21 protein-coding genes are annotated in these 24,725 nt (G+C 60.0%); 13 read left to right on the forward strand and 8 right to left on the reverse strand.

The window, feature by feature from the left end; genetic code table 11:
* The first annotated feature begins 107 nt into the window (after positions 1-107).
* Positions 108-1,046: an Lrp/AsnC family transcriptional regulator gene (locus AC07W7_RS09295; protein ID WP_495039211.1), complete on the forward strand. Its 939-nt coding sequence runs from the start codon at positions 108-110 to the stop codon at positions 1,044-1,046.
* Positions 1,047-1,142: 96 nt separating this feature from the next.
* Here AC07W7_RS09295 and AC07W7_RS09300 read toward each other — a convergent pair whose 3' ends face one another.
* The gene (locus AC07W7_RS09300; protein WP_495039174.1) at positions 1,143-1,805 is read right to left on the reverse strand and encodes a hypothetical protein; all 663 of its coding nucleotides are present in this window, start codon (positions 1,803-1,805) and stop codon (positions 1,143-1,145) included.
* A gap of 260 nt (positions 1,806-2,065) precedes the next feature.
* On the opposite strand from AC07W7_RS09300, the gene AC07W7_RS09305 reads away from it, so the two are divergent.
* The 7 genes from AC07W7_RS09305 (at position 2,066) to AC07W7_RS09335 (ending at position 9,461) form a co-directional block, all read left to right on the forward strand.
* Positions 2,066-3,013 (forward strand): AraC family transcriptional regulator, encoded by a 948-nt coding sequence (locus AC07W7_RS09305; RefSeq protein WP_495039175.1) that lies wholly within the window; start codon positions 2,066-2,068, stop codon positions 3,011-3,013.
* Between the two features lie 107 nt (positions 3,014-3,120).
* Positions 3,121-4,497, forward strand: coding sequence for a Rieske 2Fe-2S domain-containing protein (locus tag AC07W7_RS09310; protein ID WP_099169641.1), 1,377 nt, complete (start codon positions 3,121-3,123; stop codon positions 4,495-4,497).
* Positions 4,494-4,982: a benzoate 1,2-dioxygenase small subunit gene (gene benB, locus AC07W7_RS09315; RefSeq protein WP_076960888.1), complete on the forward strand. Its 489-nt coding sequence runs from the start codon at positions 4,494-4,496 to the stop codon at positions 4,980-4,982. Before AC07W7_RS09310 ends, benB begins: the two co-directional genes overlap by 4 nt.
* A gap of 10 nt (positions 4,983-4,992) precedes the next feature.
* On the forward strand, positions 4,993-6,015 hold the full coding sequence (gene benC / locus AC07W7_RS09320) for a benzoate 1,2-dioxygenase electron transfer component BenC (RefSeq protein ID WP_495039176.1): 1,023 nt from the start codon (positions 4,993-4,995) through the stop codon (positions 6,013-6,015).
* A 10-nt stretch (positions 6,016-6,025) separates the two neighbouring features.
* The gene (locus AC07W7_RS09325) at positions 6,026-6,787 is read left to right on the forward strand and encodes a 1,6-dihydroxycyclohexa-2,4-diene-1-carboxylate dehydrogenase (protein ID WP_169902205.1); all 762 of its coding nucleotides are present in this window, start codon (positions 6,026-6,028) and stop codon (positions 6,785-6,787) included.
* Positions 6,788-6,840: 53 nt separating this feature from the next.
* Positions 6,841-8,175 (forward strand): MFS transporter, encoded by a 1,335-nt coding sequence (locus AC07W7_RS09330; RefSeq protein WP_076960891.1) that lies wholly within the window; start codon positions 6,841-6,843, stop codon positions 8,173-8,175.
* 38 nt (positions 8,176-8,213) lie between these two features.
* On the forward strand, positions 8,214-9,461 hold the full coding sequence (locus tag AC07W7_RS09335; RefSeq protein ID WP_495039177.1) for an OprD family porin: 1,248 nt from the start codon (positions 8,214-8,216) through the stop codon (positions 9,459-9,461).
* A gap of 111 nt (positions 9,462-9,572) precedes the next feature.
* On the opposite strand, the gene AC07W7_RS09340 is transcribed toward AC07W7_RS09335, so the two are convergent.
* Positions 9,573-14,450 carry an RHS repeat domain-containing protein gene (locus AC07W7_RS09340; protein ID WP_495039178.1) on the reverse strand — a complete coding sequence of 1,626 codons (4,878 nt, stop codon included), beginning with the start codon at positions 14,448-14,450 and terminating at the stop codon, positions 9,573-9,575.
* A 158-nt stretch (positions 14,451-14,608) separates the two neighbouring features.
* Here AC07W7_RS09340 and AC07W7_RS09345 point away from each other — a divergent pair, with 158 nt between their 5' ends.
* Positions 14,609-15,553 carry a Dyp-type peroxidase gene (locus AC07W7_RS09345; protein WP_169867082.1) on the forward strand — a complete coding sequence of 315 codons (945 nt, stop codon included), beginning with the start codon at positions 14,609-14,611 and terminating at the stop codon, positions 15,551-15,553.
* A gap of 3 nt (positions 15,554-15,556) precedes the next feature.
* Here the strand turns inward: AC07W7_RS09345 and AC07W7_RS09350 are convergent, their stop codons facing one another.
* From AC07W7_RS09350 to AC07W7_RS09360, 3 genes are all read right to left on the reverse strand, one after another.
* Complete coding sequence (locus AC07W7_RS09350; RefSeq protein WP_169867081.1) at positions 15,557-16,618, reverse strand: YkvI family membrane protein; 1,062 nt, start codon at positions 16,616-16,618, stop codon at positions 15,557-15,559.
* Positions 16,619-16,700: 82 nt separating this feature from the next.
* Positions 16,701-17,081 carry a RidA family protein gene (locus AC07W7_RS09355; RefSeq protein ID WP_169902202.1) on the reverse strand — a complete coding sequence of 127 codons (381 nt, stop codon included), beginning with the start codon at positions 17,079-17,081 and terminating at the stop codon, positions 16,701-16,703.
* Between the two features lie 27 nt (positions 17,082-17,108).
* Complete coding sequence (locus tag AC07W7_RS09360) at positions 17,109-18,245, reverse strand: NAD(P)/FAD-dependent oxidoreductase (protein WP_076960897.1); 1,137 nt, start codon at positions 18,243-18,245, stop codon at positions 17,109-17,111.
* 192 nt (positions 18,246-18,437) lie between these two features.
* Between AC07W7_RS09360 and AC07W7_RS09365 the strand changes: the two genes are divergently transcribed.
* A complete protein-coding gene (locus AC07W7_RS09365; protein WP_076960898.1) occupies positions 18,438-19,034 on the forward strand; it encodes a helix-turn-helix domain-containing protein in 597 nt (198 codons plus the stop codon).
* A 13-nt stretch (positions 19,035-19,047) separates the two neighbouring features.
* On the opposite strand, the gene AC07W7_RS09370 is transcribed toward AC07W7_RS09365, so the two are convergent.
* From AC07W7_RS09370 to AC07W7_RS09380, 3 genes are all read right to left on the reverse strand, one after another.
* Positions 19,048-19,947 (reverse strand): LysR substrate-binding domain-containing protein, encoded by a 900-nt coding sequence (locus AC07W7_RS09370; RefSeq protein WP_495039179.1) that lies wholly within the window; start codon positions 19,945-19,947, stop codon positions 19,048-19,050.
* A 57-nt stretch (positions 19,948-20,004) separates the two neighbouring features.
* Positions 20,005-20,757: a maleate cis-trans isomerase family protein gene (locus AC07W7_RS09375; protein ID WP_495039180.1), complete on the reverse strand. Its 753-nt coding sequence runs from the start codon at positions 20,755-20,757 to the stop codon at positions 20,005-20,007.
* Positions 20,758-20,891: 134 nt separating this feature from the next.
* Positions 20,892-21,389, reverse strand: coding sequence for an Lrp/AsnC family transcriptional regulator (locus AC07W7_RS09380; RefSeq protein ID WP_076960901.1), 498 nt, complete (start codon positions 21,387-21,389; stop codon positions 20,892-20,894).
* 296 nt (positions 21,390-21,685) lie between these two features.
* Here AC07W7_RS09380 and AC07W7_RS09385 point away from each other — a divergent pair, with 296 nt between their 5' ends.
* The 3 genes from AC07W7_RS09385 to kynU are packed head-to-tail and all read left to right on the forward strand — an operon-like array spanning position 21,686 to position 24,581.
* Positions 21,686-22,417, forward strand: a complete 732-nt coding sequence (locus AC07W7_RS09385) for an alpha/beta hydrolase (protein WP_495039181.1) — start codon at positions 21,686-21,688, stop codon at positions 22,415-22,417.
* Positions 22,414-23,355 (forward strand): tryptophan 2,3-dioxygenase, encoded by a 942-nt coding sequence (locus AC07W7_RS09390; protein WP_099169630.1) that lies wholly within the window; start codon positions 22,414-22,416, stop codon positions 23,353-23,355. Before AC07W7_RS09385 ends, AC07W7_RS09390 begins: the two co-directional genes overlap by 4 nt.
* Positions 23,356-23,360: 5 nt before the next feature.
* Positions 23,361-24,581 carry a kynureninase gene (gene kynU, locus AC07W7_RS09395; RefSeq protein ID WP_495039182.1) on the forward strand — a complete coding sequence of 407 codons (1,221 nt, stop codon included), beginning with the start codon at positions 23,361-23,363 and terminating at the stop codon, positions 24,579-24,581.
* Positions 24,582-24,725: the final 144 nt, after the last annotated feature.

Genomic DNA, 24,725 nt, shown 5'->3' on the forward strand with positions numbered 1-24,725 from the left:
TTGGACATGCGCGGCTTTGTTTTGTTTTAATTTGGCCACTTGAATTAAGGTATTGTAAGAATATGGTCTCGTAAATCGTCTATACGGATGAAAAAAGACATTTCGCGCTGGATGAAACCGATTTGGCCTGCCTGATTGCGCTACAAGCCAACCCACGCGGCACCTGGCGCGACCTGAGTGCGTGCTGCGATGTGGCCGAGCGGACGCTTTCACGCCGCCTGCAACGCCTGATGGACAGTGGGTATATCCGGGTGATCGGCGAGCTTGATCCGGTTGTCGTCGGTGGCGGCCCGGTGCTGCATGCGTGGATTCGGGTCGCCGACGGGCGCCAGAGGGAAGTGGCGGAGCACCTGGCGCAGTTGGCGCAGACGCAGGTGGTCATGGCGACAACGGGAGAGTTCGACATCTTCACCGAGATCAACTTACCGAGCGTGGAGGCGCTGTCTGACATGGTGGTGCGAGAGCTGCCGCTGGTGCCAGGGGTAAGGCAGGTTCAATCGCAAGTGGTCCTCAGGTCGTTCCGGCGCGCCAGTCGCTGGCGGATCGATGGGTCGGTGCCTACTGAGCCGGTGCTGGCTGGGCCTGTGAGCCTGAGTGCTGACGAGATGCGGCTGCTGGGGGCGTTAATGCTGGATGGTCGGGCCAGCCTGGGCGTGCTGGCGGAAACCTGTGGCGTCAGTGAACCGAAGGTTCAGCGGATGCTGAGTGGGCTTGTCGATAGCAATGCCCTGACCTTTCGTGTAGAGCTTGAGCCTCTGTTGGTGGGCTATGGGGTCGAGGCGATCCTGTCGTTGCAAACCCGACCGGGGGCGGCGGAGGGGGTTGCCCTGGAGCTGGCCAAGGATGAACACACGCGCTGCCTGTTCGGTACCAGTGGAGGCTCGCAGTTGTTTTGGCATGTGTTGTGTCGTGATATCCATGATCTGTGGACTGTCTCAACTGCCCGGATGGGAGCCTTGGAGGGGATTATTTCTTGTGAGAGCAATACGGTGGTCAGAGCCTATAAAAGGGCGGGGCGAGTGCGTCGCGGGCTTATGGTCGAGTAGTAGGGTGGCCAGCCCTCCGTTTGTTCGCCGGTTGGCTGGACGAGCCCGCCCTATGAACCCAAGTCAGAATGGGCTACGAGGCGCAACAGTATAAAATCAGCCCCTGTTTTCAGGGGTGCTTTTACAACCCGTCACTTGGGGATAAGGTCGACAAACCAAGACCCTATCCTCTTTCGGTTCAAAGCCATGATCTATCATGCAGCGTTGCACTTTGGCTGTGCGTCCGATGCTGGCGACTTGCGAATTCGACCCGAGTGGCTTCGGATATCCGCAGGCGTACATGACCGGCAGCGCTTCATGATTATTGGCAAGTTGTACCGAGAAGTGGCGTGATGCGCCCACTTTACGCCAGGTGACCTGCATGTCTTCATACCGACCAGAGTCGGGTTTTATTGGATAGAAGCCTTCATCTTCGCCATACGGCAATGCTTCGAGTTGGGACAGGCTAAGCGGGCGACCATTTTTTTCTTCGACGCACGCCGGAATATCCTTCATGACTTCACAAAACTCAAACCCATCTTTACGCTTAAAACCCAGGCGCTGCATACACTGGAACTGCAGCACCCGCTCGTTTATTGGTAAATGCATCATTGAAGTGTCTACCGGGTCGCCACATTCCGTCATGGCCGCTTTAACACCGTCTGCGCTCGTGGACGTGCGTTTCCACTGCGTGAATTCGGCGGGTGGCGGACAGCCGGTGAGTAACAATGACAATGCGATCAGGGCCGGGAAGGTAATGATCTGACTTTTGCGCAACATAATGATCCTTGTTTATGTAAGGCGGCGCCAAGGCTGTCTGAGTTCTTGCAACATCAATCGAGATAATCGTCCAGGTAAACACGTATCAAGACATGTCGCCACCCAGATTGTCGTGCGCCGCATGATGCCCGGCCTAGTGCGGATTATCGACCTAGGCAAAGCTGACCATACCTGCAGGGTATCCCGTCAGACCTTATCCATATTGGACGCTTGCGACGCCACGCCTCAGCCTGAGGCCAATAACTATAAAGAGGCGCACCATGACCGTGCTATTGAGTGAGCGCAGCCAGATTTTCCAGGGTGCCGATGCCTATGCCGTGTCGGATTATGTCAATCAGCATGTAGGCAGCCACTGTATTCGCCTACCGCCCAGGGGCCGGCCCATGGCGAGCATCAGCCACCGGACCTTTTCCAGCCTGGACTTGTGCCGTATCAGCTATGGCGCGCCGGTGCGGGTCACGTCGGTGGCGCTGGAGAGCATTTATCACTTGCAGATCCTGCTGACGGGGCACTGCCGCTCCGATTCCCGGGGCGAAGAGCAGGTGTTCGGGCCGGGCGAGATTCTGCTGATCAATCCCGATGACCCGGTGGACCTGACCTATTCGGCCGACTGCGAGAAATTCATCATCAAGTTGCCGGTACGCCTGCTGGAAAACGCTTGCCTGGCGCAGCACTGGACGCTGCCGCAGCCGGGGATCCGTTTTGCGGCGGCGCGCCATGCGCTCAGTGAACTGGGCGGTTTTTTGCCGTTGCTGGGCCTGATCTGCCATGAGGCGGAGAATGCCGCCGAGCCACACGTGCAGGACCTGTATGAGCGGATTGTGGCCAATAAGCTGTTGGCGCTGCTGGCCAGCAACGTATTGCGGGTGGTGCCCCAGGCGGCGCAAGGGGGGGGCTTCGAGGCGGTGCGCGAGTTTATCGAGGAGCATCTGGGTGAAGACATCAGCATCGAGCAGTTGATGGCGGTGGCCAAGGTCAGCGAGCGTTCGCTGTACAGCCTATTCGAGCGCCAGGTGGGCCTGTCGCCCCGTGACTACGTACGCCGGCGCAAGCTGGAGCAGGTGCACGCACGCTTGCAACTGAGCACCGCGCGCAGCGTGACGGAAGTGGCGCTGGACTATGGCTTTATGCACCTGGGGCGTTTCTCCGAGGCCTATCGCAAACGCTTTGGCGAGCTGCCTTCGCAGACCTGGAAGCGCCATCGCTGAGGCGCTTGCGCCAGCCGGATACTGATGTGCAGGAAGCGGATATTGAGGAGTGGGACGAACACGTACGGTGAGGGCGCCTGATACAAGAACAACGGAGGGCCTGCCCCATGACCAGTACACTCGACCGCCTCGCTGTACAACTGCGCGAGTCCGTTCAGGAAGATCCCGCGACCGGGGTGTTCCGCTGCCGCCGCGACATTTTTACCGACCCCGACCTGTTTGCCCTGGAGATCAAGCATATCTTCGAGGGCGGCTGGCTCTACCTGGGCCATGAAAGCCAGGTGCCGCACATCAACGACTACTACACCACCTGGATCGGCCGCCAACCGGTGGTGATCACCCGCGACAAACAAGGCACCCTGCATGGCCTGGTCAACGCCTGTGCCCATCGCGGCGCCATGTTGTGCCGACGCAAGCAGGGCAACAAGGGTTCCTTTACCTGCCCATTCCACGGCTGGACCTTCAGCAACGCCGGCAAGCTGCTCAAGGTCAAGGACGGCAAGACCGGGGCCTACCCGGACAGCTTCGACTGTGACGGCTCCCACGACCTCAAGCGCCTGGCGCGTTTTGAAAACTACCGTGGCTTTCTGTTCGGCAGCCTCAGCGAGGCGGTGCCGGAACTGAGTGATTACCTGGGCCAGACCCGGGTCATCATCGACCAGATGGTCGACCAGGCCCCCCTGGGCCTGGAGGTGCTGCGCGGCAGTTCGTCCTATGTCTATGACGGCAACTGGAAACTGCAGATCGAGAACGGCGCCGACGGCTACCACGTCAGCTCCGTGCACTGGAACTATTCGGCGACCATGGGCCGGCGCAATTACGAGGCCGAAGGCACACGCACTGTCGACGCCAATGGCTGGTCGAAAAGCCTGGGCGGGGTCTACGCCTTCGATCACGGGCATATCCTGCTGTGGACGCGCCTGCTCAACCCCGAAGTGCGCCCGGTGCATGCCCACCGCGCGGCGCTGGCCGAGCGCCTGGGCCAGGAGCGCGCCGACTTTATCGTCGACCAGACCCGCAACCTGTGCCTCTACCCCAATGTGTACCTGATGGACCAGTTCTCCACGCAGATCCGTGTGGTGCGGCCCATTGCGGTGGACAAGACCGAAGTGACGATCTATTGCATGGCGCCGATTGGTGAAAGTGCCGAGGAGCGGGCCACACGTATCCGCCAGTACGAAGACTTCTTCAACGTCAGCGGTATGGGAACCCCGGATGACCTGGAAGAGTTCCGCGCCTGCCAGACCGGCTACCAGGGCGCGACCACCCTGTGGAATGACCTTAGCCGTGGCGCCAAGCAGTGGGTTGAGGGGGCCGACGACAATGCCCGGGCCATGGGCATGCAGCCGCAGCTCAGCGGGGTAAAAACCGAAGACGAGGGCTTGTTCGTGCGCCAGCACGCGCATTGGGCCGCAAGCCTGCAGCGTGCGATCGAACGTGAACAGCAAGGCCTGATCGCCAGCGACCGGGAGGTGCAGCCATGAGCCTGTCCCGTGAGCGCCTGCTGGACTTTCTCTACCGCGAAGCACGTCTGCTGGATGACCGCCAGTGGGATGAGTGGCTGGCGTGTTATTCGCCCAAGGTGCAATTCTGGATGCCTGCCTGGGATGACGACGACACCCTCACCGAAGACCCGCAAAGCGAAATCTCGCTGATCTACTACCCCAGCCGCGACGGCCTGGAAGACCGCATCTTTCGGATCAAGACCGAACGCTCCAGCGCCAGCACGCCCGAGCCGCGCACCGTGCACATGCTCTGTAACCTCGAAGTGCTGGCCGACGATGGCGCGCAGGTGGAGCTGCGTTTCAATTGGCACACCCTCAGCCACCGCTACAAGACCACGGACAGCTATTTCGGCACCTCGTTCTATGGCCTGGATATCCGCGGCGAGCAGCCGCTGATCACGCGCAAGAAGGTGGTGCTGAAAAACGACTACATCCACCAGGTCATCGACATCTACCACATCTGAGGACACCGCCATGACGTATGCCATTGCCCTGAACTTCGAGGATGGGGTGACCCGCTTTATCGACTGCCAGGTGGGGGAGAAGGTCCTCGATGCCGCTTTCCGCCAACGTATCAACCTGCCCATGGACTGCTCGGACGGGGTGTGCGGCACCTGCAAGTGCCGCTGTGAAACCGGCGCCTACGACTTGGGCGACGACTACATCGAAGACGCCCTGAGTGCGGATGAAGCCCAGGAGCGCCAGGTGCTGACCTGCCAGATGGTGCCGCATTCTGATTGCGTGATTGCCGTGCCGGTGCCGTCCAGTGCCTGCAAGACCGGCACCACGCGCTTTGCCGCGACACTGGCGAGCATCACCCGGCATGCCGATGCCGCGCTGGAGGTGAGTTTCGAGCTGGACCACGCGCCGGTGTTTCTGCCCGGGCAGTACGTGAATATCGACGTGCCCGACAGTGGGCAAACCCGCTCGTATTCATTCAGCAGCCGCCCCGGGGAGGCGCTGGCCAGTTTCCTGATCAAGCATGTGCCGGGCGGGTTGATGAGCGGCTGGCTGGAACGCGCCCAGCCGGGCGACAGCGTGCTGATCACCGGGCCACTGGGCAGTTTTTACCTGCGTGAGGTGGTGCGGCCGCTGCTGTTGTTGGCCGGCGGCACTGGCCTGGCGCCGTTTCTGTCGATGCTTGAAGTGCTGGCCCTGCGCGGGGAAACCCGGCCGATCACCCTGATCTATGGGGTGACGCGGGATCAGGACCTGGTGCTGGTCGAGGCCCTGGAGGCCTTCGCTGCGCGGCTGCCCAACCTCAGGCTTGTCACCTGCGTGGCCGACCCGCAGACCGCACACCCACGCCAGGGGTATGTCACCCAGCATATGGCCAGCGAGGTGCTCAATGACGGCGATATTGACGTCTACCTGTGCGGGCCGCCGCCAATGGTCGATGCGGTGCGCCAGCACTTCAAGAGCCAGGGCGTGAGCCCGGCCAGTTTCCATTACGAGAAGTTCACCCCTAACGCTGTCGCGAGCTCTGACGCCGCCTGAGGAAATCAGCATGACTCTACGTTTTGACACCAAGGTTGCGCTGGTCACCGGCGCCGCCCAGGGCATCGGCCGGCGCGTGGCCGAGCGGTTGCTGGAGGAGGGGGCCTGGGTGGTCGCGGTCGATCGCTCGGAACTGGTGCACGAAGTGCAGCACCCGCGGGTGCTGACCCTCACCGCCGACCTGGAACAGCATGCCGAGTGCGCCCAGGTGATGGCCGCCGCCCAGGTGCGTTTCGGGCGCATCGATATCCTGGTCAACAATGTGGGCGGGACCATCTGGGCCAAGCCCTTCGAGTACTACGCCGAGGCGCAAATCGAGGCCGAAGTGCGCCGCTCGCTGTTCCCCACCCTGTGGTGCTGCCATTGCGTGCTGCCCTACATGCTGGAGCAGGGCAGCGGCGCCATCGTCAACGTGTCTTCGGTCGCCACGCGTGGGGTCAACCGGGTGCCGTATGGCGCGGCCAAGGGCGGGGTGAATGCCCTGACCGCCTGCCTGGCCCTGGAGACCGCCGGCAGCGGCATCCGCGTCAACGCCACCGCGCCGGGCGGCACCGAGGCCCCGCCGCGCCGCATCCCGCGCAACAGCCAGGCGCAGAGCGAGCAGGAGCGCGTGTGGTACCAGCAGATCGTCGACCAGACCCTGGACAGCAGCCCGATGAAACGCTACGGCAGCATCGACGAGCAAGTGGGCGCGATCCTGTTCCTGGCCTCTGACGAAGCCTCTTACATCACCGGCGTGACCTTGCCGGTAGGCGGTGGCGACCTCGGCTAATAGCGTTCCACCTGCAGACACTGACTCACAACAACAATAATGAGAGCACTGCCATGCGTACCCATGACGTTCATTCGATTATCGATAATGCCCCGTTCAACCGCTTCCACTGGTTGATTGTCAGCCTGTGTGCCTTGCTGTTGATCTTTGATGGTTATGACTTGTTTATCTATGGCGTGGTCCTGCCGTCGATCATGCGCGAGTGGGGCCTGACGCCCTTGCAAGCCGGCGCCCTGGGCAGTTATGCGCTGTTCGGCATGATGTTCGGCGCGCTGATCTTCGGCACCCTGGCCGACCGCTTCGGGCGCAAGAAAGGCATCGTCTTTTGCTTTGCGTTATTTAGCGTCGCCACGGTGGTCAACGGCTTTGCCAGCAGCCCCACGGAGTTCGGCATCTGCCGGTTTATCGCCGGGCTTGGCTGTGGTGGGCTGATGCCCAATGCCGCCGCACTGATCAACGAGTATGCACCGAAAAAAGTACGCAGCACCTTGATGGCCTTCATGTTCAGCGGCTATTCCCTGGGGGGCATGCTCGCCGCCAGTGTGGGGATTTTCATGCTGCCGGCCTACGGCTGGTCGTCGATGTTTTTCGTGGCGGTCATCCCGCTGCTGCTGTTGCCGTTGATTGTGTTGTGGCTGCCCGAGTCCATCGGGTTCCTGATCCGCCAGGGCCGGATGGAACAGGCCCGGGCGCTGCTCAATCGCCTGTCGCCAGGCACGCCGATCAACCCCTTGGATGAACTGCTCATCACGGACGTCAAACGCCAGGGCGCGTCGGTGGTGGAGCTGTTTCGCCATGGCCTGGCGGTACGCACAGCCATGATCTGGACGGCATTTTTCTGCTGCCTGCTGATGGTCTATGCCTTGAGTTCGTGGCTGCCCAAACTGATGGCCGGGGCCGGCTACAGCCTGGGGTCGAGCCTGTCGTTTTTGATTGCGCTGAACCTCGGTGGCATGGCCGGGGCGCTGCTCGGCGGGCGGCTGGGGGATCGGTTGAACCTGGTGAAAGTGGTGATCAGCTTCTTTGCGGCCGCCGTAGTCTCCATCAGCCTGCTGGGCATCAACAGCCCGATGCCGGTCCTGTACCTGCTGATCTTTATCGCCGGCGCCACCACCATCGGCACCCAAATCCTCCTGTATGCCGGGGCGGCGCAGCTCTATGGCTTGTCGATCCGCGCCACCGGCCTGGGCTGGGCCTCCGGCATCGGGCGCAATGGCGCTATCGTCGGCCCGCTGTTGGGCGGCGCGCTGATGGCGATCGAACTGCCCCTGCAACTGAACTTTATGGCCTTTGCCATTCCCGGTGCCGTGGCGGCGCTGGCGATGACGGTGTTCGCCCTGAATGAGCGGCGCACCCGTATTGCGTTGCCAGCCGCCCAGGCGCTGTAGCTACACCCCTGTCGATAATAAAAACAAAGAGCAACGACATGAACACACAACGTATCTGGCTTTCCCTGCTAGGGCTGCCCCTTGCGGCAGTGGCGGGCGAGGGTGGTTTTTTCGAGGGTTCCACGGCCACCTTGCAGGCCCGCAACTATTACTTCAGCCGCGATTTTTCCGACATCGTTGGCGCCAACCAACAGTCCAAGGCCCAGGAGTGGGGCCAGGGCTTTATCCTCACCTATAAATCCGGTTATACCCCCGGCCCCGTGGGCTTTGGCCTGGATGCCCTGGGCACCCTGGGCCTCAAGCTCGACAGCAGCCCGGACCGGGTCAATAGCGGCCTGCTACCGGTCAAGGACGATGGGCGCGCCGCCGACGACTACAGCCGCCTGGGCCTGACCTTCAAGGCGCGGGTCTCGCGCAGCGAGTTGAAAGTCGGTGAGTTGCAACCCAACCTGCCGGTACTGGCCTTCAGCGATATCCGCCTGCTGCCGCCCAGTTACCAGGGGCTGAACCTCAGCTCCAGCGAGATCGCGGGCCTTACGCTACAGGCCGGGCACTTGAGCACTACCAGCCTGCGCAACGAGGCCGGTGACAGCAAGATGATTGCCATGCTCGGCCATATGCCGCAGCGCGGGGCACAGAGCGATGCCTTCAACTATGTCGGCGGCGACTATGCCTTTAATCGCGAGCGCAGCAGCGTCAGCCTCTGGCATGGCCAGTTGCAGGACATCTACGCCCAGGACTTTATCGGCTTTAAGCACAGCCAGCCGTTCGGGACGTGGGTGCTGGGCGCCAACCTGGGCTACTACACGGCACGCGAGGAGGGCGGGCAGTTACTCGGCAAGATCGACAACCAGGCCTTTTTCTCGCTGCTGTCGGCCAAGCGTGGTGGCCACACCTTCTCTGTCGGTTATCAGGCGATGTATGGCGACAGCGCTTTCCCACGGGTGTTTGCCAATATCACGCCGCTGGGCAACGAGGTGCCCACCTACGAGTTCGCCTATACCGACGAACGCTCCTGGCAGGTGCGCCATGACTACAACTTCGCCGCGCTGGGGATGCCGGGGCTGACGACCACGGTGCGCTATATCACGGGCAACAACGTCAACACCGGTGCCGGCTATGAAGGTCGCGACCGTGAGCGTGACCTGGATATCGGGTATGCCGTGCAAAGCGGCGTGCTCAGCGGCCTGGGGATTCGCCTGCGCAATGTGATGGCGCGATCAAACTACCGCAGTGATATCAATGAGAACCGGTTGATCCTCAGTTATACCTGGACGCTGCTTTAGGCGCTGCTCTGGCAGTGGTTAGCGACAATCACTAACCGAGCAGGGCATCAGGCCCTGTTCGGTCAGCTTGAGGTACGCGTGCCTTTGGTGTAGTTCAAGGCTGCACCGACCTTATCGGACCCTGATCTTCAGCCACAAACTGTCGAATTTGCCGAAGGGCAACCACGTAATATCCCCGACAAAAGTATCGGCAAGCTGTGCAGGCTCAGACTCAAGGACCTCCAGATTCCCCAAGACCCCGGAAGTCACGAACAAGAGTGTGTTCACGTCTCCTATGTCTAACGGGCTTGACGCTCCACGTTGGATCATTAGCGACTGATCGTTGTAGAGACCCAGCCCGCTCACGTTTGTGCGGGGGGACGCCATTGCCCAGATACGCTCAATGCCCCGGACCACGTGTGACTGCCTGAGGGTTTTGACCACTGTGGTTGACGCCTTGCTGACAAGGTTCCTGGCGACCGACGGCAGAGACCGCCCCAGATACATGCCAAGCCTCACCACTTTGGCCGCCAGCGTCCCCAGCCCGACCAGTGCCCCTGTGCCCAGGGAGATCCAGGCCAGGATGCGGGAGGCGGTGGGGTCTGAAGAACTGACTATCACCGAGGCAATGCCGGTGGCAAGCGAGGTCACGGCAAATGCGACTGCGGCTGCCGTTAGTAACAGGGATGCCCCTCCTGTCATCACAGCGGTCAATACGCCGATCCCTCCCCACAGTATCGTATGAATCAACGATCCTGCGGGCCCTAGTCCGAAGGGGCCAGGCAACTTGTCTCCCCAAATCTTTCGTAGTTGCTGATCCACGGAATAGTGTCCGGTGGGGTCCCGATAATTGACCGGATCTCCTTCGGCGCAATAGGCATAGAGATTCGGCCCGCCCTTGCCGAACGGGCTCAGGTCATCCGGGATACGAAACCGCCCGGTGACAGGGTCATACCAGCGACCGCCCATGCCCAGGGGGTACTGACCGGTGCTGCTGTCGCGGTATTCGCCATTGAAGCCCAGTACCGAGTCGCTCTCCTCGGAAAAGTGCTCGCCGAAGGCGGTATACGCATGATGCTTGAGGGTTTGTGCCTGGGCGTCATAGCTGGCCACTACACTGCCGTTGATATCCCTCAGCTCGAACAGCGTTCTCTGGACCCCGGAGCGCTTGATCTGTTGTGCGGTACAGGCGGCACTGCCGGGGTTGAGGTTGCGGCTACTATCGAGATTCCCAGGCGAGTAGTCCCCACAGGCCTTGAGCCCGTTGTAGATGATCTGGCTCGGTCCGCCGCCGTCATCACGGGTCATCAGACGGTCGGAAGGGTCGTAGCTGTAGTACGTACTGCCGGCCTGGATCAGCCGTCCCAGCCAGTCATAGCTGTAGGTCTTGCCCGCCTGATCCCGGGTCACCCGTCCTGCTGCGTCATAGCTCAAGGTGGCAGACGCGCTGTAATCCCCATGGCTGTTCTGGATTTTCGCAAGACGATAGCCATTGGCGGCATCGTAGGTGTAGGTCGCGGTGTTTTTTGCGCTGCCAAAGGTGGTGATGCATGTGAGTACATTCCCCAGTGCGTCGTAGGTGAACTCCTGCTTGTCGATGTTTTTGTTGGCCGGTGTCTTTGGCCGCCAGACACCGGTAGTGGTGCAGGCCATAAGCCGGCCGCCGGGGGTATAAGTCAGGCTGCGGGAGCCCAGCACGGCGGTGCCCTGTTTCAGTTGGGCAGATTTCAGTTTGTCATCGGTGTAATAGGTGTTTTCCAGCAGGAGGTCAACTTTATCGGTGAGTGTGAACTGGCGGCTGGTTTCACGTTGTTGTGAGTCGTGGGTGTAATTCACCTTGAAGGTTATTGGGGAGATGGGCGCCAGGTTATAAGGGCCGACGATGATTTCTTCCTGAAACTGTCCCTGATCATCGTAATTATGGCTGGTGGTGAAATGATAGTTATTAGTCGCGTAGCGTTGCCCGTTACGGCTGTAGATGAACAGCGTCTGCTGACCCTGTGCGTCGGTGCTGTTGAGCAAGCGTGCGCCTGGTGAGTGGGTGTAAAGCACTTCCTTGCTTTGACCAGGCTCGGTTTGCACCCGTTGTTGGGTGATATTCAGATAGAGGTCATGGTTGTACTGGAGGAAATGTTCGCCCTCGGATGCCGTGGCAATACCTTGTGTGCCATAGGCGTAGGTGAACGTCTTCTGTGCGCTGCCATCCACCGTGCTGACCTTGGCCAGGCGATTGCCCAATTCCTTGATGTAGTCATGCTTGAGCGTGCGGCCGTCGGCGGTCACGGTGGTGGCGGGCACCGGACTTGTACCGGTGTAGGTGTAGGTCTCGGTGCAACTGCCACGGGTCAGTGAAGTCACCCGGCCCCAACTGTCGAAGCTGCGTTTGCCCAGGACCTGGCGTTTTCCGGCGGACTCAAGCTCGATTTGCGTGGCCTCTTTGAGCAGCCAATGCACCGGGTAGGTGTAGTGGTAGCTGTAGATGAAGGAGGGCTCGAGCAATCCTGGAGCTTTTTCGCTGTGTTTCTCCTGCAGCAGCCGACCGCTGCCATCGTAGGTATAGTCAATCGTGGTGGAGCCGAATTCGTTGTCAGTGTGCAGCCGCTCCACTTGCTTGGCCCGGGTATAGCTGGCCGCCTGGGTTTGATAAACCGTGCCGTTCTGGTCTTTCCATTCAATCTTCTTAATGGTTTCGTCCGTGTTATAGAACGTGACGGTGGCATGCTTGTCGGTGGCCTTGCCGGTCCATTGCGTACGGGTGAGCGCGATGGGGTCATACTGATTGAAGTCTTCCCGGCCATCGCTGTAGCGTCGGCCGCTGACGGCATTCCAGTCGTCGTACTGAGCTTCCTGCCAGAGGGTAAGCTGAGTCCCGTTCTCGTCGTAATCAAAACTCGACATGCGCAGTTCACGCCCAAGGCGGTCATAGGTAACCGCCTTGGTTTGCTTGCGTTGGCTGCCTTCGAGCAAGTACTCACTGACCAATCGATCCTGGCCGTCGTACTGGCTCAAGTGGGTTTTCCCGTTGGGGTCGGTGATTGCCACTTGCCCCGGGGCGGGGTAGGTGTAGGTGGTGACCTGGCGATACGTGGTGCTTTGGGCGCAGGTGGTCAGGGTGATGAGCTGCCCATATGGGTTGTAGGCAAATTCGGTACGGTTGCCATCGCTGTCGACCTGGCGGACAAGACGGCCACTGAGGACACTATGGGTTTGCGACGAAGTACGGGTGTTGCCGGTTGCGTCGGTTTCGGTGGTCTGGGTGGTCAGCTCAGTGTTGGCAACGCCGCCTAGAACATAATTGTACGTGCGAATGGGTTCTATATAGGTTGGCATCAGGTTGTAGTTGCTGAGTGACATCTGGCCAAAGATCTTTTGGCGACCTTTGCGAAAGTCATCACTCACGAAATAGTCGATGTACTGACCGGTCAAGACGCCCTCGGCAACTGAGTTCGTCGCCAGAGCTCCCTGTAAGCAGCTTTGGACTTTGAGCTCATTTAGACCCGGTATTTCGGTGTACCCGTATTGCTTGAACTGCGCCACATTCAACAACCCGGAGAGCAACGCTAAAAAGGGCAACAGTTCCGGAATAATTGATAGTAGCCCGGGGGTTTCGATGAGTTCGGCATCAATATAAGTTGACTCAAAAGGCGACAGCACAAACTGAAGGTCCGGAGGCCAATCAAAAGGAGGGGTTAGGGTCGGTGCCTGTTTGGACGTCGCCTTCATGACGCTAAGCAGTGCATGAACCTTCCTCAGAGCTTGGCTGGGGGCTGTCTCGACAAGTCTGCGAACAGGGTAACCGATCTCCGTTGTGACTCCATTTTGCACGTTTTTCTTAAGGGCTGAATGCTCGTCGAAGTGGTTGTCGATGATTTTTTCACGGTTCTTGTTGCCCTTGGTATAGGTAGTGGTCGTCGTGCGTCTGTACAGATCTTCCTGCGCCACCATCGTGTATTTTATTTCTGTCCTGGCCCCACCTTGAACCAGAACTTCGGAGGTGACGTTGTGCTGTTCATTGTAGTTATAGGTAGTCGTGCGAATAGCCGGCACGCCCTCGCTCATGATCGTGCGGTAGTGGTCCGGGTCCTGGCGCTGGTACACATAGGTGGTGATGACCGGTGTCCCGCCGCCATTGGGTGTCAGGGTATGGGTGCTGACGCACGGCAGCGCCGACAGCTTGGGGTTGTCCGGGAAGGTCAGCCCGTTGTCCAGGTATTGCACCTGCTCCTGGAGCCCGTCGAAGCTGGTGATGCTGGTCAGCAGCCAGCCACAGGTCGGGTGATCCAGGTACTCGAAACTGCTTTTGATATCCGCCCCCAGGCTGATGGACTTGAGGGCGTAATCCTCGATGGCCAGGGTGTAGCTCAGGGTTTCGACGGCATCGTCGGGCCAGAAGGTCATCGTGGCCGAACTGAGGACGGGCGTGGCCGTCGGGTCCCCGGGGGTGTATTGCACCTTGAGCAGGCTGCGGGTGGCGTCGCGGATTTCGGTCAACTGGATCTGGTAGTAGGTTTTGGCGTCGATGACATGGGCGGTGGTCATCCAGCTCAGGGTCACGTGGTTGTAACCATCGCTGGTCAGGGACTCGGGTACGTAAATGCCGGTATTGGCCAGCAGTGTCAGCACTTCCGTGCGGCCACCTTTGCGGTGAACGGTTAGCTTGCCAGCGCTCCATTGCGCAATCACGGCGGATTGCTTGAGATCTTTATCCTTTTCCACCGTCAACACTTCACCGGAATGCAAGGTGAGCTTCTTGTGGCGTTCGCTGTAGGTGGTCATGGCATAGAACCAACCATCCCCCAGTGCCGCTTCGTTATTGACCACTGGGGTATTGTGCAGGCTCATTTCGATTACTGGCCCGTTGCCGGTATTGCCGGTCACCGCCGGCAAGGGCACATAGACTTCAAACAAACCGGTGCGCGGGTCCACTACATTGCGCTTTTGTGTGGTGGCATTGAAGATCGGATCGTTTTCGTCGTCGGTTGGGTCGGTGCCCATCGGGTTATGCGCCATCATTCTCTCCTAGAGATTTATATCCCTGTTCAAAAACTACGTGGCCGCTGGCGCTGACGTAACTGTCAACTCTCACAGTCATTTATATCGTTTGGTAATGGGTGTAGGATTTTTTACTCTCTCCTTTAACCGTGGAGCTGCGTGTGGAACCCCTGACGATGAACCCGAATAGTGATCCCCAGTCTGTGTGTAGCCCTATTACCAGCGCCGCCATATTCATGGTCGCCACCCTTGCCCCCGGCAATGAGGCGGCCAAGACCGTGCGCGAGTGGTGCGGCGATATCGCCGGCCTGACACGCTCCGTCGGCAAGCGCGTGCCCGATGGCAACCTGACCTGTGTCTGCGGCTTTGGCTCGACGGCCTGGGATGCCTTGTTCGGTAGCCCGCGTCCGGCGTCCCTGCATCCGTTTCAGGCGGTCGGTGTGGCGGGGCGCATGGCGGTCTCCACGCCGGGGGATGTGCTGCTGCACATTCGCGCCGATCGGATGGACCTGTGTTTTGAACTGGCCACGCACATCATGGCGGCCCTCGGCGATGCGGTGAGCGTGGTCGATGAGGTCCAGGGTTTCCGCAATTTCGATATGCGCAGCATCATCGGTTTTGTCGATGGCACCGAGAACCCCACCGGGCGCAAGGCCGTGGGCTTTACCATCGTCGCCGAGGAGGATCCGGCGTTCAGCGGTGGCAGCTATGTCCTGGTGCAGAAGTACCTGCACAACATGCCAGCCTGGAATGCCTTGTCCACCGAGGCCCAGGAGCGGGTGATCGGGCGTACTAAGCTGTCGGATATCGAGCTGGGGGATGACGTCAAGCCGAGCAATTCCCACAGTGCCTTGACCACCATTACCCAGGATGGCGAGGAAGTGAAAATCCTGCGCGACAACATGCCCTTTGGCCGGCCGGGAGCGGGGGAGTTCGGCACCTATTTCATTGGCTATGCGCGCTCACCGCAGCCACTGGAACTGATGCTGCAGAACATGTTTGTCGGCCGGCCCGCCGGCCATTATGACCGCCTGCTGGACTTCAGCACGGCGGTCACCGGCGGTTTGTTCTTTGTGCCGTCTGCTGATCTGCTGGAGGCGTTGGCCGAGCGCGCGCCTTAGCGGTTAATAAGCCCGGGAGGCCAGGCGTCCCGCACGTAGCCAACCAACGACCACGGCGCCAATCAGCAAAAAGCCCAGGTAACCAAACAGTGGATAGACCTGACCCACCAGGCTGACAAACCCGACCAGGCTGCCGGCAAACGCCAATGCGCCGGCGGCGGCTGAGCCGAGGCGGAATGTGCGGGTGCCTGCCGGCAGCAATCGGGCCGAAAAGGAATACAGGGTGCCGACAGCGGTATTGACGATCATCAGGAAAATGATCACCGCCATCAGCAGGCCGAGGACCGGCGAAACCTCCGTGGCGATGGACAGCATGGGCATGGGCAGGTCCGCCACGCTGTCCAGGCGTGACAGCAGGCCCAGGCTCATCACCAGCATCAGCAGCCCGAGCAACGCGCCGCCGAAGATGCCGCCCCAGATCGCCTGTTTCTCGGATTTTGCGGCGCCGCCCATGATCGCAAGAAACGGCACCCCCGCCACGATGTTGTAGGACACGTACAACAACGCGCCCAGCAGCCAATGGCTCGCGCCGGCGTCTTGCTGGCTGGCCAGCTGGTTGAGTTCACCGAAACCCAAACCCCGGGTGGCGACGCCATACAGGGCAACGCCTGTCGCGGTCAGGATCAACAGCGGCGTGACGGCGCCGATCATGCCAATGACCTTCTTCACATCCAGGCACACGATCGCGACCACAAGCAGGGTCACCGCCGCGCTGCCGAACAGGGCGGGGATGGCGAACTGTTGTTCCAGCAAGGCCCCACCCCCGGCCAGCATGACCACCGTCACCGCAAACATGAAAAAGGTGATCATCAGGTCGACAAAGGTGCCCAGGTAACGCCCGCACAACGCATGCACCACGTCCTTGTGGGACTTGGCCCGCAGCCGGCTGCCCAGGCCCGCCAGGGCCATGCCCAAAAAGATGAAGAGCGCGGCGCTGACCACCGACCCCAGCAGCCCCCAGATGCCGAAATCCACGAACATCAGCAGCAGCTCCCGACCGGAAGCGAACCCTGCTCCGACAATGACGCCAACAAAGGCACCGGCGATTTTCAGACTTTCTTTCATGACGATTTGCCTCACATTATTGTTGTTATGGCTTAAGGGTAGGCCACTGCTCATGGCCTCCCGGGGCATCGTGCTGGGTCAATCAACGGGCGCCGAGCCACGCCTGGACTTCGATCTCGACATCGACCCCCAGCGCCAGTTGGGCGCCGCCGACCGTGGAGCGCACCGGGAAACCGTCGTGGAAGTGGCGCTTGTACACCTCGTTGAAGCCTGCGAAGTGCTGCATGTCCGACAGCCACACCGTGGCCTTGATCACGTGCTCGAAACCCGCCCCGCATTCGGCCAGGGTCTCGCCGATGCGGGCCATGGCCGCCTCGGTCTGCTCGCGGATATCACCGAGCACCACCTCGCCCAGGGGGGGCATGGGGACTTGCCCGCTGAGGTACAAGAAATCACCGACCCGGATGGCCTTGGAGAACGGGTAGGGCAGGTGGCTGGGGTAACGCTGGAAGGTGTCAGACATGGGATGCAACCTCATTGGGATGATGGATTAACGCAAGCGGCCAGGGGCCAGGCGCTGGGGCTCGACGCCCTGGCGGCGCAGGGTGTCGGGGAGGGGTTGATCGAGTAATTGGCTACAGGCCAGTTGCGACACACCGGCTGCGGACTGAATGCCATAACCGCCCTGTGCCGCCAGCCAGAAGAAACCTTCGCAATGATTGTCCCAGCCGACCACCAGGTCACCGTCGCCGACGAACGAGCGCAGGCCGGCCCAACTGTGGCGTGGGCGGCGAATGGTCAGGGAAGTGGCGGCCTCGATGTGGTAGATGCCGGTGGCAATATCCAGCTCTTCGGGCATCACATCCTGGGGCGGGACGGGATCGGCGTTGGCCGGTGAGCCGAGCAATTGCCCGGCGTCGGGTTTGAAGTAGAAGCTTTCGTCGATGCCGATTACCGCCGGCCAGCGTGAGCAGTCCATGCCCTCGGGGCCGTCGAAGGTAAAGGCGGTACGTCGGCAGGGTTGCAAGCCAATGGGCGGCACACCGCACTGCTGTGCGACCTGGTCTGCCCAGGCACCTGCGGCATTGACCAGGTGGCGTGCGCGCAGTTGGCGGCCGTCGGCCAGGGTCAGGTGCCAGTGACGGCCTTCGCGGGTGGCGCCACTCAGGTGCGCATCGCAGTGCAGCACGCCACCGGCGCGGCGCATGGCCCGTAAAAAGCCTTGGTGCAGCCCATGGACGTCAAGGTCGCGGGCGTCGGTTTCGAGCATCGCCCCGGCTACCGCCTCGGGGCGCAGGCAGGGCACCCACGCCAGGGCCTGTTCGGTATCGATCAATGACACATTGGCGGCCTGTGCCTGGCTGGTGGCGAAGGTGTGTTGCAACAGCGATTGCTGCGCCTGGCTGGCGATGTACAGGCAGCCACGGGGTTCGAGCAGCGCATGTTCGGTGAAGTCGGTTGGCGGCTGCTCATAGAAGTGGCGGCTGGCGCGGGTCAGGGCCTGGATCTGCGGGGTGCCATAGCTTTCCATGAACATCGCGGCGGAGCGTCCGGTGGCGTGGTAACCCGGCTGGCTTTCACGTTCGAGCACCACGACGCTGGCTTGTCCGGCCAGGCGATAGGCCAGGGAGGCCCCGGCAATGCCACCGCCAATGATGGCGAAATCGAAACATTCGCTGTCGTGCATCGCGAGTACCTCCTGTGTCTGGGACTGTTTGTGGGGAGAGGGCTGCAATGCCCTGTCCTCTGTTTTTGTAATTCTCAGATAAGAGAAATGTAAGATATGAGAATTTTCCAGTCAACCCATAACCTTGAGGTATTATTCAGCCCCATGCCCTGGCTCAGTCCCAGTCACCGTTTTGTACAACAGAGAGTCTGCATGAGTTCCACGCCCCATCCCTTGATAGATCGCGCCCAGGTCGGTGCCCGCCTGCGGGCTATCCGCAAACACCAGAAGTTGACGCTCAAGCAATTGTCCGAGCGCTCAGGCGTGGCGTTGTCGACCTTGTCGAAGATGGAACTGGCGCAAGTGTCGGTGAGTTACGAAAAACTGGCCGCCGCCGCGCGAGCCCTGAGTGTGGACATTGCCCAGCTGTTCAGCCCGGGTAAACAGGGGGGCAGCGCTGTACAGCCGACGGCGGTTCGCACCGCCATCGACGGGGCGGCCGGTTACAGCACGGGCAATTATGACTATCACCCGATGGCCGGGGATTTCCCCGGGCGCAGCATGACGCCGATGTATGCGCGGATCTTTGCGCGGGAACTGAGTCAATTTGAAGACTACATCCGTCACCCTGGGCAAGAGTTTGCGGTTGTGCTGTCAGGCCGTGTGCGCATTCAATTTGAAACGGGCGAATCCCTGCGCATCGGCTGCCGCGAGACGGCCTATTTCAACAGCGCCATCGGCCATATTTACCTGGCAGAAGGCGAGGAGGGCGCGGTCGCCGAAGTGATGGTGGTGATGTCGGAGTACTGAGGTCATCGGCAGCTCAAGCGCTGGGCACGGCGTCGACCGCCAGCAGATGGTCCAACAGCAGTTGCGCTGCCACGGGCAGGGCGTCGCGCGAGGCTACGCACAACGCCAGTTCCCGCTGGGCCCAAGGCTCATCCAGGGGCAGGACCCGCGTGTTGGGCAGGTTGTAAGTGCGCGCGCTGCCTTGGGGCAGGATGCCGATGCCGATACCCGCATCGACCATAAGGCACAACGCGTCATAGCTGGACACTTCCATGCGCAATTTCAGTGTGCGGCCCAGGTCGTTGGCGGCCTTGATCATCTGGAAGTTCAAGTGGGTGCCGCTTTTGAGGGCGACAAACTCATCATCGAGGATGGCGTGGAAGCGAACGCTGGTCTCATTGGCCAGCGGATGATCCTTGGGCACGAGCAACACCAGGCGATCGCGGCGAAACGGAAAAACCTCGATATCCGCGCCATGGGGCATATGGGTAAAGAGGCCGATGTCGGCCCGTTTTTCGGCAATGCCCCGGGTAATGGCCAGGCTTTCCTGTTCTTCCAGGGTGATGGTGATCAACGGGTAAAGCGTCATGAAGGATTTGAGCAGCGCCGGGAGAAACTGACTGATCGCCGAGATGTTCGCCAGCACCCGCACCGAGCCGCGACGGCCATCGGAGTAGTCCCGCATTTGCACGGCGATGTCGTTGAGGTTGTTGAGTGCGCTTCGCGCAAGATACAGCAAGGAAATACCCGCTTGCGTCGGGGTAATGCCTTTGTTGGTGCGTACCAGCAGGCTTAAGCCGAGGGATTCTTCCAGTTCGCTCAAGCGTTTGCTGACCGCCGCCGCGGCGATGTGTTCGCGCTGGGCGGCGGCGCTGATCGTGCCCTCTTCAATGACACTGATAAACAAGCGTAGGGAGACGGGATCAAGTTTCATTGCCGGCTCCAATTTGCCTGCCTGAGTATGACCCATACTAACCGCTACGCTTGAAGATCAGAATGCACCGGACAACAGATAACCGGCGTTCGGGACTTGGGCTTTCAAACCCAGGGTCTTGAGGATCTGGTAAACGGTGCTCACCGAGGCCGACAGCACCGGCATGGCGAGGCGATCCTGGACGATTTGGATGGCTGGCAGCGAGGGCATCTGGACACAGGCCGACAGCACCACGCCGTCGGCTGAGCCGATGTTCAGGCGATCGGCATGAGCGATCAGGTTCATCGGGTCCAGGCGCCCGACGGCCAGGTTATCGGAGACCTCCAGGCTGATGGAGTCCGTCACCTCGATGCCGGCTGCTTCGATGTAGTCGATCACCTGTTGCGTCAGGGGCTTCATGTAGGGCGTCACAATCGCCACTTTCTTCAAGCCCAGCACATTGATGCTGTCGATCAGGGCACCGGCGGAGCTGAGCACCGGCGTCGGTGCCTGATTGCTTTGCACGACCTCGGACAGGCGTGCCTGGGACACTTTGTGGTAATCCGGGCCCTGGCACATGATTGCGACCAGGCAAGCGTAAGCCATGACATCACAGCGCGCATCACTCAGCTCCAGGGCACAGCGATCACTGTCGGCATCCATTTTTTTCAGCTCGTCGTGGCTGACATTCTTCATGCGCATGCGCGCGGAATGAAAACTGAAGCGCTCCTCGGGAAACTGGGCGTAACGAGACGTCAGCATCGCCGGGATTTCAGTCTCCATGGTGGTATTGGAGCTTGGAACGATTTGACCGATACGAAAGTTTTTCATGGCTTGACCCCCTCTGAAATAAGCTCGCGCCCAAGGCGTTTGCCTGTGTGGGGGCATGTTAAGAGGGGGTTATGGCCCCGTACATCAGTGGTTCGCGAGCCCACCATCGTCAACGGCGATGGCGGCGGGTGCCATTACTGGCTGAACAGGTAGGGCATGCCTTGCAGGGGGAGGCATTGGGTTTCCTTGATTTCGTGCATCACGAACGTGCTGCGCACTTCCTTTACATGGGGCAGGGCAGCCAGCACCTTGCGGCTGAAGTTTGCAAAGGTGTCCAGGTCGGGGGCGACGACCCGGATCAGGTAGTCGTCCATCCCCGAGAGGATGTAGCAGCTCAGTACATTGCTCAGCCTGGAGACAGCCTGCTCAAACTCTTGAGCGTGCTGTTCCATGTGGGAAACGATTTTCACGAAGACAAACGCATCGATGCCAAACCCCAATGCCTTGCGATCCAGTTGCAAGCTGTAGTCGCGAATAATGCCCGCGTCCTCCATGCGCTTGACCCGACGCCAGCACGGTGACACCGAACTGTTGACCTTTTCGGCCAGGTTGGCCATGGAAATGCGGGGGTCACTCTGCAGGACGCAGAGGATTTCCCGATCCAGTGCAGACAGTTCGATAGCGGCAGGCATGTGCGGGTCCTCAGGCAGGAAAAAGAGGGTATTTTTGTATTTATGCGCGGCAGGTGGAAAGACTAACCATTTTTTGCCTTCGATTGGAAACGAATAACCGGGCGACGTCGTTTTTTGCCAGCAGACAAGCAAAATTTACCTGGCCGATCTCCCTAAAATGAAACCGTCAAAACAAACGATTGGCGGGCGTACTCATGGCAATGTCGCTAACGGCTCTGGAACGAGCCTACTCACCCAGCTCTGTCGCCCCGGACTTTATGTCCGTGGTACTTCAATACAGAGCGCTCAGTGATCTTATGTGTACCCGGCATGCCGCCACGCGTATTGAGTACGGCCAGGGTGCCGATGAATATTCAATCCTGTTCGAGCCGGTCGCCCAGGCCGCGTCATCGATGCTGGTGTTCATCCACGGCGGCTACTGGCAAGAGCTTTCGGCGCAGGACTCTTGCTTCCCGGCCGAGGGCCTGCTCGCGCACCACATCGCATATGCGGCCATCAACTATAGCCTTGCCCCCGCTGCGAATATCTTTGATATGGCCCGGCAATGCTGCCGTGCCCTGGAGGCGCTGCAGGCGGCCCGGCCGAACTGCCGGATAGTGATCGCTGGCAGTTCGGCCGGTGCGCACCTGGCGGCCATGCTGTTGACCTTCGACTGGCGCGCACGCGAAGGCGGCCAGCCACCTTTCGCCGCCGCGCTGTTGATTTCCGGGATTTACGACCTGCGTCCGTTAATCCCGACCTACATCAATACGCCGCTCAAGCTGACCCTGGATTCGGCGCTGGCGTTAAGCCCCCAACTGCAACCGATTGTCAGCCCTTGCCCGACGGTTGTGTGCTTTGGCCAGCAGGAAACCGATGCGTTCAAGCAGCAGAGCCGCGACTTCGCACAGCGCCTGATCAGCGTGGGGGCCGATGTCTCCTTGTATGAAGTCCCAGGGCGTAATCACTTCGATATCGTTTTTGATATTTCCCAGTCAGCCACCTTGATTGGCGCTGACGTACTGCGGTTGTCAGGAGTACCACAATGAAAAAAACACGAAGCCGGCACATTCCCCTGGTGCGTGATCCCGCACTGGAATTGTCCTTGGTCAGGCAGATTGATCAGACGAGCCACGAGAGCCGGGAAAAAAGCGTCAAGCAAACCTCGGGCCAGCCCATGGTCGACTTCGATGGGACCAGCAACCCTTACATCGACTATCACCGCAACGATTTGCTCCTCAGCACCCAGCATATGCGCAGTGAAGGTCATGATGAGATGCTGTTCATCCTGATCACCCAGTGCACGGAGCTGACGTTCAAGGCGATCCATTTTGAAGCCTACAATTTCCAGCGCCGTATCCAGGAAGACGACCTGCCCGGGGCCCTGGTCCTGATCCCGCGGATCAAGCGCCTGTTCGAGTACCTGATCAAAACCTGGGACGTGCTGTCGACCATTACCTCTGAGGGCTTCAATGAGTTTCGCAATAACCTGGGGATTTCTTCAGGCCAGCAGTCCTACATGTACCGCCATGTCGAATTTATTCTCGGCAATAAATCGGTGCGTCTGGCCCAGGCCCATGCCAACAACCCGGATGTCTATCCCTACCTTGAACAGGCGCTGAAATCCCCCAGCCTGTATGACGACGTGTTGCGCTATCTGCACCGCCGTGGGGTGGCAATGCCCGCGGATGCCCTGGAGCGCGACTGGTCGCAGGCCTATGTCGTCAATGCGGGCGTGGAGGATGCGTGGATGACGGTGTACGCCGATCCTTCTGCGGAAAATGACCTCTATCAGTTGGGCGAAGGGCTGACCGAGATTTCCGATTTGTTTTCCCAATACCGCTGGCGGCACTTCAGTTCGGTCGAGCGCATTCTGGGCTTTAAACCCGGCACCGGAGGATCGGCAGGCGTGGCGTGGCTCAAGCACGTGGTAGAGCACCGATTCTTCCCGGAGCTTTGGACAATTCGTACACGGTTGGGAGCTTGATCAGTATGTTGGGTACAGAAAATGTGGCAGGCACGGATCCGCTGGCATCGATGCGTGAGCGTTTCACGATACCGGAAGGGGTGACTTATTTTGACGGCAACTCGCTGGGGCTGATGCCAAGGAGCGTGGGCCCGAAGGTCACTGAGGTGGTGGAAAAACAATGGGCGCAGGGCCTGATCCGCTCCTGGAATGATGCCCACTGGCGTGACCTGGCCACCCGCACCGGGGAAAAAGTGGCCCGTCTGATCGGTGCCGGCTCCGGCCAAGTGGTGGCCTGTGATTCGACCTCGGTCAATCTGTTCAAGGTCCTGGTCAGCGCGGTCAGGCTGCGCCCAGGCCGCACGCGGATCGTGACGGACATCGATTCCTTTCCAACCGATTTGTACATCATCAATGAAGTGGCCAAGACCCATGGCTTGATTGTGGATGCCGTGCCGGCAGCCAGCATCCCCCAGGCCCTGGATGTGGATGTCGCCGCCGTGGTGTTGACCCATGTCGATTACCGCACGGCACATATCCACGATATGCAGGCCTATACCCGGGCCTGCCAGGCCGCCGGGGCGTTGATGATCTGGGATCTGTCGCATACCGCCGGGGCAGTGCCTTGCGAACTGGATGCCTGTGAAGTCGATTTTGCCATCGGGTGTGGCTACAAGTACTTGAATGGCGGCCCCGGCGCCCCGGCGTATCTCTATGTTGCCAAGCGCCATATCGAGCAATGCGAACAACCTCTCACAGGCTGGTTTGGTCATCGCGCGCCGTTTGACTTCGACCTTGAGTACGCACCGGCGCCAGGGATTGAGCGCTTCTTCTGCGGGACGCATCCGGTGCTGGGCTTGTCAGTGTTGCACAACGCCCTGGATGCTTTTGAGGGTGTCAACCTGCAGGCGCTGCGAGCCAAGAGCACAGCCCTGACCCGCCACTTCATGGAGGCTGCGCAACACAGGCTTGCAGCCCATGGCTTTGTCATCGCCTCGCCCATGGACGATGCACAGCGTGGCAGCCATGTATCGCTGCGGCACGAGGCGGGATACGAAATCATGCAAGCCCTGCAGAAACGCCAGATCATTGGCGACTTCAGACTGCCCGATTTCATGCGTTTCGGTTTTGCCCCGCTGTACAACAATGTTGATGAAGTGGAGCACTTGGTCAGCGCACTTGAAGAGATTATGGTCAACCGTGAATGGTTGGTTATTTCCGGTGAAGAACGCAAAGCCTTCACCTGAACAAGTTGTTTTAGAACGTTGATTTGATTGGATGGTGTTTTATATCCGGCACTCCGGTGCCTGATAGTTTTTGTCTCGGCCCTATTACGCATAAAAAACGCGATTGCCCGCTCAGGGTAGCGCAATAACTTATAAGGCTTAATG

The organism is Pseudomonas sp. GW821-FHT01D09 (assembly GCF_059422465.1).

What these genes read in the sequence shown, in the direction of transcription:
- AC07W7_RS09365 (WP_076960898.1), top strand. Translation starts at nt 18,438, where the DNA reads ATGAGTTCCACGCCCCATCCCTTGATAGATCGCGCCCAGGTCGGTGCC.
- AC07W7_RS09340 (WP_495039178.1), bottom strand. Translation starts at nt 14,450, where the DNA reads ATGGCGCATAACCCGATGGGCACCGACCCAACCGACGACGAAAACGAT.
- AC07W7_RS09380 (WP_076960901.1), bottom strand. Translation starts at nt 21,389, where the DNA reads ATGCCTGCCGCTATCGAACTGTCTGCACTGGATCGGGAAATCCTCTGC.
- AC07W7_RS09375 (WP_495039180.1), bottom strand. Translation starts at nt 20,757, where the DNA reads ATGAAAAACTTTCGTATCGGTCAAATCGTTCCAAGCTCCAATACCACC.
- AC07W7_RS09355 (WP_169902202.1), bottom strand. Translation starts at nt 17,081, where the DNA reads ATGTCTGACACCTTCCAGCGTTACCCCAGCCACCTGCCCTACCCGTTC.
- AC07W7_RS09325 (WP_169902205.1), top strand. Translation starts at nt 6,026, where the DNA reads ATGACTCTACGTTTTGACACCAAGGTTGCGCTGGTCACCGGCGCCGCC.
- AC07W7_RS09360 (WP_076960897.1), bottom strand. Translation starts at nt 18,245, where the DNA reads ATGCACGACAGCGAATGTTTCGATTTCGCCATCATTGGCGGTGGCATT.
- kynU (WP_495039182.1), top strand. Translation starts at nt 23,361, where the DNA reads ATGTTGGGTACAGAAAATGTGGCAGGCACGGATCCGCTGGCATCGATG.
- benC (WP_495039176.1), top strand. Translation starts at nt 4,993, where the DNA reads ATGACGTATGCCATTGCCCTGAACTTCGAGGATGGGGTGACCCGCTTT.
- AC07W7_RS09305 (WP_495039175.1), top strand. Translation starts at nt 2,066, where the DNA reads ATGACCGTGCTATTGAGTGAGCGCAGCCAGATTTTCCAGGGTGCCGAT.
- AC07W7_RS09345 (WP_169867082.1), top strand. Translation starts at nt 14,609, where the DNA reads ATGAACCCGAATAGTGATCCCCAGTCTGTGTGTAGCCCTATTACCAGC.
- AC07W7_RS09370 (WP_495039179.1), bottom strand. Translation starts at nt 19,947, where the DNA reads ATGAAACTTGATCCCGTCTCCCTACGCTTGTTTATCAGTGTCATTGAA.
- AC07W7_RS09335 (WP_495039177.1), top strand. Translation starts at nt 8,214, where the DNA reads ATGAACACACAACGTATCTGGCTTTCCCTGCTAGGGCTGCCCCTTGCG.
- AC07W7_RS09300 (WP_495039174.1), bottom strand. Translation starts at nt 1,805, where the DNA reads ATGTTGCGCAAAAGTCAGATCATTACCTTCCCGGCCCTGATCGCATTG.
- AC07W7_RS09350 (WP_169867081.1), bottom strand. Translation starts at nt 16,618, where the DNA reads ATGAAAGAAAGTCTGAAAATCGCCGGTGCCTTTGTTGGCGTCATTGTC.
- benB (WP_076960888.1), top strand. Translation starts at nt 4,494, where the DNA reads ATGAGCCTGTCCCGTGAGCGCCTGCTGGACTTTCTCTACCGCGAAGCA.
- AC07W7_RS09385 (WP_495039181.1), top strand. Translation starts at nt 21,686, where the DNA reads ATGTGTACCCGGCATGCCGCCACGCGTATTGAGTACGGCCAGGGTGCC.
- AC07W7_RS09310 (WP_099169641.1), top strand. Translation starts at nt 3,121, where the DNA reads ATGACCAGTACACTCGACCGCCTCGCTGTACAACTGCGCGAGTCCGTT.
- AC07W7_RS09390 (WP_099169630.1), top strand. Translation starts at nt 22,414, where the DNA reads ATGAAAAAAACACGAAGCCGGCACATTCCCCTGGTGCGTGATCCCGCA.
- AC07W7_RS09330 (WP_076960891.1), top strand. Translation starts at nt 6,841, where the DNA reads ATGCGTACCCATGACGTTCATTCGATTATCGATAATGCCCCGTTCAAC.